At 59.0% G+C, this 11926-nt stretch carries 10 protein-coding genes; 9 read left to right on the forward strand and 1 reads right to left on the reverse strand.

Going from position 1 to position 11926, the window contains the following annotated elements; genetic code table 11:
- The first annotated feature begins 70 nt into the window (after positions 1–70).
- Positions 71–862 carry a response regulator transcription factor gene (locus tag IRZ24_RS10355; protein ID WP_297163559.1) on the forward strand — a complete coding sequence of 264 codons (792 nt, stop codon included), beginning with the start codon at positions 71–73 and terminating at the stop codon, positions 860–862.
- Between the two features lie 3 nt (positions 863–865).
- Here the strand turns inward: IRZ24_RS10355 and IRZ24_RS10360 are convergent, their stop codons facing one another.
- Positions 866–3556 carry a hypothetical protein gene (locus tag IRZ24_RS10360; RefSeq protein WP_297163562.1) on the reverse strand — a complete coding sequence of 897 codons (2691 nt, stop codon included), beginning with the start codon at positions 3554–3556 and terminating at the stop codon, positions 866–868.
- Between the two features lie 345 nt (positions 3557–3901).
- Between IRZ24_RS10360 and IRZ24_RS10365 the strand changes: the two genes are divergently transcribed.
- The 8 genes from IRZ24_RS10365 to IRZ24_RS10400 form a co-directional block, all read left to right on the forward strand.
- The gene (locus IRZ24_RS10365; RefSeq protein WP_297163564.1) at positions 3902–5065 is read left to right on the forward strand and encodes an acetyl-CoA acetyltransferase; all 1164 of its coding nucleotides are present in this window, start codon (positions 3902–3904) and stop codon (positions 5063–5065) included.
- 26 nt (positions 5066–5091) lie between these two features.
- A complete protein-coding gene (locus IRZ24_RS10370; RefSeq protein ID WP_297163567.1) occupies positions 5092–5502 on the forward strand; it encodes a Zn-ribbon domain-containing OB-fold protein in 411 nt (136 codons plus the stop codon).
- A 194-nt stretch (positions 5503–5696) separates the two neighbouring features.
- On the forward strand, positions 5697–7907 hold the full coding sequence (locus IRZ24_RS10375; RefSeq protein ID WP_297163570.1) for an acetate--CoA ligase family protein: 2211 nt from the start codon (positions 5697–5699) through the stop codon (positions 7905–7907).
- Positions 7908–7937: 30 nt separating this feature from the next.
- A complete protein-coding gene (locus tag IRZ24_RS10380) occupies positions 7938–8402 on the forward strand; it encodes a MaoC family dehydratase (protein ID WP_297163573.1) in 465 nt (154 codons plus the stop codon).
- Positions 8403–8742: 340 nt separating this feature from the next.
- The gene (locus IRZ24_RS10385; RefSeq protein ID WP_297163576.1) at positions 8743–9489 is read left to right on the forward strand and encodes a GntR family transcriptional regulator; all 747 of its coding nucleotides are present in this window, start codon (positions 8743–8745) and stop codon (positions 9487–9489) included.
- Positions 9490–9622: 133 nt separating this feature from the next.
- Positions 9623–10558 (forward strand): N-acetylmuramic acid 6-phosphate etherase, encoded by a 936-nt coding sequence (murQ, locus tag IRZ24_RS10390; RefSeq protein ID WP_297163580.1) that lies wholly within the window; start codon positions 9623–9625, stop codon positions 10556–10558.
- Positions 10555–11571, forward strand: coding sequence for a BadF/BadG/BcrA/BcrD ATPase family protein (locus IRZ24_RS10395; RefSeq protein WP_297163583.1), 1017 nt, complete (start codon positions 10555–10557; stop codon positions 11569–11571). Before murQ ends, IRZ24_RS10395 begins: the two co-directional genes overlap by 4 nt.
- Before the next feature lie 3 nt (positions 11572–11574).
- Positions 11575–11926, forward strand: a 352-nt coding sequence (locus IRZ24_RS10400; RefSeq protein WP_297163585.1) for a glycoside hydrolase family 3 N-terminal domain-containing protein, incomplete at its 3' end; no start/stop codon positions are given.

Here is an 11926-nt window from a genome sequence, read left to right on the forward strand (position 1 = left end):
TTCTCCCCAACACTACCTACTAATATATAAAATACCGCAGACAGGAGGAGGCAAGGAGAAAGAGAGAGCAATGGAGGACATGCAGACGGCAAGCACAGACGCTGCGACCGCCCGTACGATTAATCTGGTTCTGGCCGATGACCATGATATTTTGCGCCAAGGGCTCAAGCTTCTATTAACGTTGCAGCCCGAGATTCGCATTGTCGGGGAGGCTAAAACCGGTACCGGCGCGGTAGAGATGGCGCGCCAACTGCGACCGGATATTGTGGTGATGGATATCACCATGCCAGAAATGGATGGCCTGGAAGCCTGTCGCCGTATCCGCTCTGAGCAGCCAGAGACCCAGGTATTGATTCTGACGATGCATGATAGCGAGGAGTACTTTTTGCAGGCCCTGCGCGCTGGGGCCAGCGGCTATCTGGTCAAGAAAGCCGCACCAGCGGAGCTGCACAGTGCGGTTCGCGCTCTGGCAGACAACGGAGCATTCCTTTACCCCGGCCTGGCACGTTCGCTGATTCGCGTCTATCTGGAGCACTGCATGGCGCAGCAAGAGAGCCAGCCCTCGGAGAACAGTCAGTCAGCTCACAAGGGACAGAGCAGCAGTGAGATGGCCAGGCTGACCGATGAATTGCGCGTGCTTAGCCCGCGCGAGCTGGAAGTACTTACCCTGGTCGCGGAGGGCTACACCAGCCAGGAGATCGCTAACCGCCTCGTGCTGAGTGTCAAAACAGTGCAGGCCCATCGTGCCAACATTATGGAGAAACTCGGGCTACATGATATTCCTCACCTGGTGCGCTTTGCCATCCGCCACGGCCTCATTTCGCCCGACGATGGCCCTCCTGGCCCGCGTTTCAGCCAGTAGGAGTCAAGGCGAAGCAGCCGTCTCATCTGCCAGGTCTGTCAGCAGGCGCGCGATGAGGGCAGTCCAGCCGGTCTGGTGGCTAGCGCCTAAACCTCGGCCCGTTTCGCCGTCGAAATACTCGTGGAAGAGGATCAAATCACGCCAGTGCGGGTCAGTGAGAAAGCGCTGTTCCTCTCCACACCAGGCGATTTTCCCCCGCTCATCAGGGAGGAAGAGGCGACACAGGCGGGTGGTCAGTTCACGGGCTACCTGCGCGAGCGTTAACTGCCGTCCCGAGCCAGTGGGGCACTCGACCAGGAGGCTCGCCCCGTAGAAATGATGATAGCGCTCCAGAGCTTCGATCAGCAGGTAGTTTAAAGGGAACCAGACAGGCCCGCGCCAATTGGAATTGCCGCCAAATAGCCCGCTTCGCGATTCCGCTGGCTCATAATCTATGCTGAGTTGCTGACCATCGAGCACAAGGGTGTAGGGGTGGTCGCGGTAGTAACGCGATAGCGAGCGAATGCCATAAGGCGAGAGAAATTCATTTTCATCCAGAAGATAGCCCAGGACTCGCAGCAGGCGCGCGCGTGAGGGAATAGCCAGGAGCCGATGCGCTTCAGAGTGCTGTCCACCTCCCTGCAGATAGGAGATATGACGGGCAAGATCGGGTCGATTGTTCAGGAACCAGCGCAGGCGCTTGGTGAAGCCGGGTAGAAGGGCAAGCCGCTCGTCATCGAGAACGTCGACCGCCAGGAGCGGAATGAGGCCAACCGCTGAGCGCACTCGCAAAGGAAGGCTCCGTCCATCAATGAGCAACTGATCATAGTAGAAGCCATCCTCTTCGTCCCACATGCCATTGCCTCCAATGGCATTCATGGCGTCTACAATGGCAATGAAGTGCTCAAAGAACTTAGAGGCGACATCTTCATAGGCATGATCTTCATGGGCCAGCTCCAGGGCCATAGCCAGCATGGTCAAGCAGTAGAAGGCCATCCAGGCAGTGCCGTCCGCTTGCTCAAGCTGTTCCCCTCCAGGCAAAGGACGCGAGCGATCGAAGAGCCCAATATTGTCCAAACCCAGGAAGCCGCCGCTAAAGAGATGCCTCCCAGCTACGTCTTTGCGGTTCACCCACCAGGTGAAATTGATCAGCAGCTTATGAAAGGTACGGGCCAAAAACTGGAGATCCCGGGACCCACGCGCTGCGGTCATTTTGTAGACGCGCCAGCAGGCCCAGGCGTGCACGGGTGGATTGGCATCCGAGAAAGCAAATTCATAGGCTGGGAGTTGCCCATTGGGATGCATATACCACTCACGCAAGAGCAGGATCAACTGCTGCTTAGCGAATTCGGGGTCAAGATTGGCAAAGGCCACAGCGTGGAAAGCCAGATCCCAGGCTGCATACCAGGGATATTCCCACTTATCAGGAACGGAGAGAATATCACGATTGAAAATGTGCGTCCAGTCGTGATTGCGTCCCCAGAGACGCGAGGGCGGCGGCACTGGTTGCGTTGGATCGCCTTTGAGCCAGGTGGCCACGTCATAGTGATAGAACTGCCGGTTCCAGAGGAGGCCCGCATTAGCTTGTCGGATCACGCGCCGCGCCTGCTCTGAGAGCGTCGCCGGTATGCGTGCAGCGTAGAAAGCATCGGCTTCCCGCTGGCGCTGGGAAAAGAGCGCAGCAAAATCCTCACCGAAGGGCGAAGGCGGGGCCTCGCTGTCAGCAAAGAGGCGCAAATGTAGAACCTGTTCCTGAGCGGCAGGGACCGTAAGCACGTAGTAAAAGGCGGCTTTGGTTCCCTCCAGAGCAGGGTTGATCGCCTCTTGTCTGCCCTCGACGACATAGGCGTGGAAGGCATCTTTGACATAAGGCGTAGAGTTAGGCACGCCAAAGAGGCGTTGGAAGTTGGTTTCGTTCTCCGTGAAGAGCAGGCGTGGCTCTGGCAGGTCTGGCCGTTGCTCAGCGAGCAACCAGAACCGCCCCAGCGAGGCATGGTCAGCCTGCAGAGCCTGACCATTGGGAGTGCTGAGACGTGGTTTGGGCCAGTAATCTTCACCGCGCTGACCCCAGACCCAGGTATTGCGAAACCAGAGCGTGGGCAGCACATGTAGCGTGGCGGTTTCCGGCCCACGATTAGCTACAGTCAGACGGATCAGGATGTCATTTGGCGAGGCTTTCGCATATTCGACGGTCAGGTCAAAGTAGCGATCCTCGTCAAAGATGCCTGTGTCAAGCAGCTCGTACTCTGGCTCGGCCCGCGAGCGCCGGCGATTCTCTTCGACCAGGCGGATATAGGGATAGGCTCGCTGAGGATATTTGTAGAGCGCGCGCAGATAGGCAGAACTGGGCACGGCGTCCAGGTAAAAATAGTATTCTTTGACATCTTCGCCGTGGTTGCCTTCACTATTGGTGAGTCCGAAAAGGCGCTCCTTCAGGATGGGGTCCTGGCCATTCCATAGAGCCACAGCAAAGCAGAGCCGGCACTCACGGTCACAGATACCAAGGAGGCCATCTTCACCCCAGCGATAGACGCGACTGCGTGCATGATCATGGGGGAAAGAGTCCCAGCAGTTGCCATCAGGGGAATAGTCTTCACGTACCGTTCCCCACTGACGTTCGGCCAGATAGGGGCCCCAGCGCTCCCAATTGCGTTCGTGGCTTGTCGCCTCTCGCAAGCGCTCCTCTTCTGCCTGTGCCAACGTCTCCCCGTTCATCTAGAGATAGCTCCTTTCTTTGCTGAACCCTAAGCAGTTCGCCGTAAAACTCCGGGCCTGGCAGGCCCAAGTTAAGCTCTTTGTCTAGAGGCGGGCCAGTCCAGTCTGACTCTTCCACACCCCAGTAGCTGTCTGTTTTATAGAACGGCGGACCTTGCTGATTGGCTGCGCAGCGCTCCTCTTTTGGCCCACCAGCACCAGGAAGCAGAAGGGGGGCAGTCTTTCGCTCGTCCGCTTGTGTCTCGTGCTGCCGCTAGCCTTGCGGCTGTGCGTTTGGCGCCTAGGCCGAGTCGGGCAGAAGATGGTACACTATACTACAAACAAGTAGACAGGCTGGAGGCATGCATGTCTAGAGCATCCGCGCCGCGTAGCCCGCGCGCCGCCATCGTCGGTGTTGCCGAGTCTGACCTGGGCTATACCCCTGATAAGACCGTTTTGCAGCTCCAGGCTCAGGCAGCTCGCGCCGCCCTGGAAGATGCCGGCTTCAGCTTCGACGAGGTCGACGCGCTCTTTTGCGCCGGCAACTGGTCCTGGTCTCCCACGCTGACCCTGGCCGAATATCTTGGCCTCAGACCACGCTACAGTGACTCCACCAATATCGGCGGCTCCTCGTTTGAGGCGCATATTGAGCACGCCGTAGCGGCCATCGAGGCTGGCCTCATTGAGGTGGCCCTCATTGTCTACGGCAGTACTCAGCGCTCGGACCGCTCCCGCGGGCGCATCAGCCCAACCTACCGTCTCACGGAGCAATTCGAAGGCCCGTTTGGGCTGCCCACGCCGGTAGGAGCTTATGCGCTGGCCGCCATGCGCCACATGCATCAGTTTGGCACGACCAGCGAGCAACTGGCAGAGGTAGCGGTGGCAACACGTAAGTGGGCCATGCTCAACGAGAAAGCCATGATGCGTGATCCAATCACGATCCAGGATGTGCTCGCTTCACGCTGGATCGCCGAGCCGCTGCATTTGCTGGACTGCTGCCTTGTCACCGATGGCGGCGGGGCCGTAGTACTGGCCTCAGCGCAGCGTGCGCGCCAGGCTCGCAAGCCACCGGTCTGGGTGCTCGGTCATGGAGAAGCCCACACCCATGCAACGATTGCCAACATGCCCGATCTAGCCGTCCACCAGGCGGCCATCGCCTCTGGTCGGGCAGCTTTTGCAATGGCCGGCCTGCGGCCAGAGGAAATCGACGTTGTAGAGATCTATGATTCTTTCACGATCACAGTCATCATGACCCTGGAGGCCCTCGGCTTCTGCCAGCTTGGCGAGGGCGGCGCCTTCGTCAGTGGTCAACGTACCGCGCCAGGTGGACCCTTCCCCATGAATACCAATGGTGGAGGTCTCTCCTATTGCCATCCCGGCATGTACGGGATCTTTCTCCTCATCGAGGCCACGCGCCAATTACGTGGCGAGTGTGGTCCGCGTCAAGTCCCAGGGGCCCGTCTTGCCCTGGCCCATGGCACCGGCGGCGTCCTTTCTTCAGCAGCAACCGTCCTGCTTGGCAAGGATTAGACGTAAAGAGAAAGCGAGCACGCACTATGAGCGAGGAGCCAACCTACGCCCTGCCGCAGAGTGATTCTGAGTCGGCACCTTACTGGGAAGGTATCCAGCAAGGCGAACTCCGCATCCAGTTTTGTACGGCCTGTCGACGCCATGTCTTCTATCCACGCATGCTCTGCCCACACTGCCATAGCGACCAACTCATATGGGTCACTGCTTCGGGCCGTGGGATCATTTATTCCTATACAGTTGTTCATCGCGCCTTTGGCCCATTCGCCGCCGAGGCTCCTTTCATTATCGCGATCGTCGAGCTGGAAGAAGGGGTACGCCTGATGACTCGCCTGATCAACACGCCCCGCGAGCGTGTACGCATCGGTGCCCCCGTGCAAGTCACTTTTGACCGGGTCAGCGGTCGCCCAGCGCTCCCCTTCTTCCGCCTGGCAGAATAGGTCGCAGCGAAGAGAGAGTCGCCAGCAGCCGTCCAGGTGACTCGGCAGGTCTCAGTACGATAGGAAAACACCAGTGCAAACACGAGAACCTCGCCCTTGGCTGCAGCCTGTTCAGTGTCGACTAGTCTGATTACTTCAGAGCAAGGGTGCTAGTCTGCTAGCGTTTGCAATGCGGCCACAAAGGATGAAACCTCATGGGACAGGAGAAACTGATTGCAGCAGAGCGGCTGAGAGCGTTTTTTCATCCGCGCAGCATCGCTGTAGTTGGAGCCAGCGATGCATCGCGTTGGTCAAGCTACCTGGTGCAAAATCTCAGGGCCAGCGACTTCACTGGTCCCCTCTATCTGATCAATCCGCGGCGGGCCGAGGTGCACGGACAGGCCACCCTGCCAACACTGAGCGCCCTACCGGAACCGGTCGACCTAGCCTTCGTCATGGTTCCGACAGCTCAAGTGTTGCCGGTCATCGCTGAGGGAGCGATGCGCGGTGTTCGCCATTTCGTGGTACTCACAGCAGGCTTCCGCGAAACCGGCCCACAAGGAGCTGCCCAGGAGCAGGAGCTATTGACCTTCGCCCAGACCCATGATCTGCTGATTTTAGGGCCAAATGGTAACGGCTTCATAAATGCCAGCGCCGGCATCACTCCCTATGGACTGCCCATCAATTTCCCCTTACGGAGAGGGCCAGTGGCTGTAGTACTACAGAGCGGAGCCCTAGCCAGCGCCGTGCTAGCCTTTGCCCAAGCCCACGCTATCGGCCTGAGTCTGCTGGTCTCGCTAGGCAACGAGGGGATGATCGGCGTCTGCGATGTGCTTGAGTACCTGCTGAATGACCACAACACACGGGCTGTGGCCCTCTTCCTCGAAAGCGTCCGCCAGCCCGAGGCTCTGCGCCGGCTGGCAGCCCGTGCCCTGGCCCAACGCTGCGCCCTGGTGGCTCTTCAGGTGGGGCGCAGCGAGGCAGGCTCACGCAGCGCAGCAGCCCACACTGGCGCCTTGGTCGGCAATGCAGCAGTCAACGCCGCCGCTTTGCGCCAACTGGGCATGATCAGCGTCTCGTCGTTAGAGGATCTCCTGACAACCGCCGCGCTGGCGGCTTACTACGGTCCTCTACCGGGCCGACGCTTAGGGGCAGTTACCCCCTCGGGTGGGGCCTGCGATCTGATCGCCGACCGTGCCCAGGATGAGGGCCTGCTGCTGCCCGCCTGGAGCGGAGAAACATGTGAGCGGCTGCGGGCCGTGCTACCGCCTTTTGCTACTCCACATAATCCGCTGGATGTGACTGGCTATGTGGTAGTCGATGGGACGCTCCAACAGCGGGCCCTGGCCATCGTGCGAGAGGACCCTCAGCTAGACTTCGTTCTCAACGTCGTCAGCATCGATGGTCTGCGCCGTCCCACGCCCGAAGGTCAGCAAGCGCTGCTGAGCCAGTATGAACACCTGGCAGAGCTGGTCCATACCTCCCCACGCCCGATTGTATTGGTTTCCAATACCTGCGTTGACCTGCCAGCCGCTATGTTGCCAGTCGTCGAACGCACTGGCCTGCATATTATGGCAGGTCTTGAGCACGGTCTGCGTGCTCTGGGTCGGCTGCTCTGGTGGTCGGAGCAGCTCAGCCAGTCGCAGCAGCCAGATCACGAGGAATCGGCCCCAACCCCGGCCTTGACCCTGGATAGCATCAGGCCCCCAGCCTCTGTTCCGGAAGGCAGTTGGTCGGAGGTGCAGACTCGCTCATTGCTAGAGCAGGCCGGTATTCCCCTCGTGCCAGCTCAACTGGTGCATTCGCCTACAGAGGCCCTGGCTGCCGCTCACCATTACGGCTTCCCTGTGGTCTTGAAGCTACAATCAGCCACAGTGCTCCACAAAAGCGACCTCGGTGGTGTCGCCCTGAACCTGCGCAGCGATGAGGAGGTAGCAAGCGCCTTCCAGCGCTTACTGGCAGTTGCCCGCCAGCATATGCCGGAGAGCACCATCGAGGGCATCCTTGTCAGTCCCATGCGCCCAGCGGGCTGCGAATTGCTGGTCAGTGTCTTCGCCGACCAGGTCTGGGGCCTGACGCTGACCGTTGGCCTCGGTGGCCTCTGGACCGAGGTGCTCCATGATATTGCCCTGCGCCCGCTGCCGCTGTCACGTCGCGAGATCCTCACCATGTTGGCCGAGCTACGCGGCTTCCCTCTCCTGCAGGGTCTGCGCAACCAACCAGGTGTCAATCTAGAGCGCCTAAGCGCTGTGATTCATCGGATCTCGCTCCTGGCTCAAGGGTTAGCCCCCTACCTGGACGTGCTGGAGATTAATCCTTTATGGGCTACTGGCGATCAGGTGGAGGTGCTCGATGCCCTGGTCATCTGGCGCACCCCAGAGAAAGCACTCCCTTACCCTAGTCACCCTTTGTTAACTCCCCACTAAACTGGGAGAAAGGAGCAGAGCAAGACACCGATGGCAGCCTCAGACGAGTTCAAAGAGCAGGTGCGCCTCGCCTTTGCAGCTATTCAACCCGGACAGCGCTTTGTCTTCCGCCGCACCTTTACGGAAGGAGATATGACCCTGTTCTGCGGACTGACCGGGGACTATAATCCCTATCATCTGGATGAGGCCTTCGCGCGCGCAAGCTGGTATGGGAAGCGTATCCTTCCCGGGCTGCTCATCAGCAGTATGATTACGCACATTGGCGGCCTCTTGGGCTTCGTGGCCACCGAAATGCATTTTCGCTATGTGAAGGCCGTCTATCCCGGGGATACCATTACCTGTACAGTAACCTTTGTCGACAAGGACGAAGAGCAGCGCCTGCTCTCAGCCCAGGCCAGCTTTGTCAATCAGGATGGGGTCGAGGTCCAGCAAGCCTGGTTCAAAGGCTTTCCGACTTTTATCCGCCTTCGGACCGAACCTGAACCAGCTCGCTAGGCAGCGCAATCCCAGGCAGGCAGGCACTGCAACCAGCCAGCAGAGGGCTACCAGTGCTGGCCGCTCCCTCAGCCGTGCGTGAGGTGCCAGGCACAGTGGTATATACAACTATCAGAGTAGACCATAAGGAAGAGAGCGCGGTTACGGTACCGCGGTCTTCTTTAGGGGAGAGAGCGTCTATGGTCTAGACAATATACCAAGTAGACAGGCCGTGTGGTATACTGTAATCTGTGTTGGCCTTGCTCGTCGCGATCTTGAAAAGGAGTTCTGCCGCGAGTGAGGCTCAAATCGAGATCTAAGTACATAAGCTAGTCGCAAACACTGCTGAACAGGAACAGCCATGAGCACGATCGTGAGAAAAAGCCCACTACCCCGTTACTATCAGCTCAAGGAAATCATGCGTGAAAAGATTCGTAGTGGTGAATGGAAGCCAGGGGATCTGATCCCTTCGGAGCGCGAGCTTGGCGAGCAATACGGGATCAGTCGCATGACAGCCCGGCAGGCCATCACCGAGCTGGTGAACGAAGGGCTATTCTACCGCGAACAAGGGAAAGGCACCTTTGTCAGCCGGCGCAAGATTACCCAGCAGCTTATTCACCTGACGGGCTTTACCGAAGATATGAAAGCCCGTGGACAGCAGCCCGGTACACGTGTGCTCTCCGCCGAAATGCGCCCAGCGGACGAAGCGGTCGCCGAACGCTTACGCATCAAGCCCGGGCTGCAGATCTTTCGCCTCCACCGCCTGCGTCTGGCAGACGGCGAGCCACTAGCTATCGAGGTCTCTCATATTAGCTTTATTGGCTGCGAGAAACTTCTTGAGGAGGACCTGGAGCACAATTCTCTTTATCGCCTGCTAGAGACCAAATACGGCCTGCCCTTGGTCGAAGCGGACCAGGAGCTAGAGGCTGGCCTTATTGGGAGCGAAGAGGCCCAGTATCTCAAGGTCCCTGTGGGCAGCCCGGCCCTCTTTACACGGCGTGTTACCTACACCGAGCGCAACCAGCCAATCGAGTATGCATCTTCTGTCTATTGTGGTAATAAATACGTTTTCTATACTCATATGAAGCGAGAGCAGTTGCTCTCGTAGCTCTCTTCGGGCCTAGAACCAGGCAGCGGTGATCAACACAAGCAAGGAAACCTAGGAGTGGCTCAGCCCGGCTGGGCAGCCAAGGCGGCTCAGGCAGAGAACTTGTGTGATATCAGAGTGAGGAGCAGTCAACATGTCAGCCTCTTTACAGTCTGACCATCCAGGTGAGTCGGCACTGAGCGAGCTGATCACTGAGCAGGACAATCCCGCCAGTCGTGATATTGATCGCAAAAGTGCTCTAGAAATTGTACAGATTATTAATGCGGAAGATGCCCGGGTGGCTGAGGCAGTCAAACAAGAATTGCCCCAGATAGCGCGAGCCATTGAGGCTATCGCTGCCCGCCTGCGTCGTGGTGGGCGCTTACTCTACATGGGGGCCGGCACCTCGGGACGCCTGGGCGCCCTAGACGCTTCTGAGTGTCCTCCAACCTTCAATGTTTCTCCCGATCTAGTGATCGGCTGGGTCGCTGGTGGTCCCGCTGCATTCAACCAGGCTCATGAAGATGTTGAAGACAGTGCCGAGGCTGGGCGCAATGATGCCGAGCGTCTGCAGATTAGCTCTTCCGACGCTCTGGTTGCCATTACGGCCAGCGGGCGCACCCCCTACGCGCTGGGGGCAGCTACCTATGCTCACGAGCAGGGAGCCTTGACCATCGGGCTGGCCTGCAATCGTCAGACACCGCTAGAAGCCATTGTTGACATCATGATTGCCCCTGTTGTCGGGCCCGAGGTCATTACTGGCTCGACACGCATGAAGGCCGGCACAGCCCAGAAAATGGTGCTCAACATGCTCAGCACCGGGACGATGATCCTGCTGGGGAAAACCTATGGCAATTTGATGGTCGATGTTCAGGCCACGAACTACAAGCTGCAGCAGCGTGCCTTACGCATTGTCCAGCGAGTGACGGGCCTGGAACGCACTGCAGCTGAGGCTGTACTTGCGCGGGCTAACGGTGAGGTCAAAACGGCGATCGTCTGCGCGCTCAGTGGCCTTGATCCCCAGAGCGCTCGTCAGCGCCTGGCCGACCATCATTTTATCTTACGCGCAACACTGGATTCGCTGTCATGATGAGTAATACGTCACAGAAACATGGAGCTACTCGCGACGAAGAGTTCTATCTTGGGGTTGATGGTGGAGGCAGCAAAACCCTGGCGATCGTTGTTGATCGTCATGGGCGCGAGCGTGGTCGCGCCCTGGCAGGGCGTGCGAACTACGTCTCTGTCGGTCAGGAAGAGGCCATCCGTCAAGTGCGGCAGGCCGCTGAGCGAGCCTTGCAAGCCGCCGGTGCTACCTCCCGACCGCGCGCAGCCTGGATCGGTCTGGCCGGTCTCGACCGCCCTGCCGATCACGCTGTTCTCTCGCCTCCTCTGGCCAGTCTGGCTGAGCAGGTCTATGTGACAAACGATGCCGAACTTCCTTTAGCAGCGCTAGAGCAGGCCATCGGGGTGGTGCTCATCGCAGGTACCGGCTCCATTGCCCTCGGACGAGATGCCTGCGGACGTGTGTGCCGTGCTGGCGGCTGGGGCTACCTCTTGGGTGACGAGGGCAGCGGCTATGATATCGGACGCCAGGCCTTACAAGCTGCCGCACGCGCTGCCGATGGCCGTGGTCCTCACACTAGCCTGCTGCCCCGCATCCTCGCTTACTGGGGACTCGAGAGGGCCGAGGATCTGCTAGGCGTGGTGTACCACGGCCAGGAGACTGCGGCTATTGCTCAATTGGCTACGTGCGTCTTCGCAGCAGCTCGCGAGGGTGATCCAGTAGCACGGCGCATCGTGGGCAATGCTGCCGCTGAGCTGGCCCTGGCCGCTTTGGTGGTCAGCCATCAATTGGAATTTCCTGAGAACGTGGTACCACTGGCCCTCGCAGGCAGCCTGCTGGTACGTGAAGCACCTTTCCGGGCTCAGATTCTGCGGCGACTGCGAGCCCGGCGTCGCCTTGGCCAGGTGGTCATTGTGGAAGAGCCGGCACTCAGTGCCGCAAAAGCGGCGATCCATTTGGAGGCCATCCGTTACCCGCACGGCGCTCCCCTGTCCACTGCCGGCAGCTACCCGAGCAACGAAGGAAGAGGGAGAGGTTAATTAATGTCTTCTTCGCAGCACCCGTCACCAGAGACGCCGATCGATGCAGAAGGAGCTACTTCCGGCGCTGTAGATCTTCGCGATCAGCTCGGCCAATTACTCATGGCCGGCTTCGAGGGGACCGAACCCTCGCCCGCCATTCTCGATTTGATTGAGCACCACCAGTTAGGCGGGGTCATCCTCTTTTCCCGTAACATTGTAAGTGCCGAGCAAGTCTATCACCTGACCAGCACTTTGCAGGCCAAAGCCCGAGCCGCTGGTCACCGCTATCCATTGCTCATCGCCATCGATCAAGAGAATGGCATGGTTCAGCGCTTGGGCGAGCATGTCACTCTATTTCCTGGTAATATGGCCC

The sequence above is a fragment of the Thermogemmatispora sp. genome, from assembly GCF_019683755.1.
Lineage (GTDB): Bacteria > Chloroflexota > Ktedonobacteria > Ktedonobacterales > Ktedonobacteraceae > Thermogemmatispora.

Excerpts from the sequence above, each read along its gene's own strand:
- IRZ24_RS10355 (WP_297163559.1), top strand. The coding sequence starts at position 71 with ATGGAGGACATGCAGACGGCAAGCACAGACGCTGCGACCGCCCGTACG.
- IRZ24_RS10360 (WP_297163562.1), bottom strand. The coding sequence starts at position 3,556 with ATGAACGGGGAGACGTTGGCACAGGCAGAAGAGGAGCGCTTGCGAGAG.
- IRZ24_RS10365 (WP_297163564.1), top strand. The coding sequence starts at position 3,902 with ATGTCTAGAGCATCCGCGCCGCGTAGCCCGCGCGCCGCCATCGTCGGT.
- IRZ24_RS10370 (WP_297163567.1), top strand. The coding sequence starts at position 5,092 with ATGAGCGAGGAGCCAACCTACGCCCTGCCGCAGAGTGATTCTGAGTCG.
- IRZ24_RS10375 (WP_297163570.1), top strand. The coding sequence starts at position 5,697 with ATGGGACAGGAGAAACTGATTGCAGCAGAGCGGCTGAGAGCGTTTTTT.
- IRZ24_RS10380 (WP_297163573.1), top strand. The coding sequence starts at position 7,938 with ATGGCAGCCTCAGACGAGTTCAAAGAGCAGGTGCGCCTCGCCTTTGCA.
- IRZ24_RS10385 (WP_297163576.1), top strand. The coding sequence starts at position 8,743 with ATGAGCACGATCGTGAGAAAAAGCCCACTACCCCGTTACTATCAGCTC.
- murQ (WP_297163580.1), top strand. The coding sequence starts at position 9,623 with ATGTCAGCCTCTTTACAGTCTGACCATCCAGGTGAGTCGGCACTGAGC.
- IRZ24_RS10395 (WP_297163583.1), top strand. The coding sequence starts at position 10,555 with ATGATGAGTAATACGTCACAGAAACATGGAGCTACTCGCGACGAAGAG.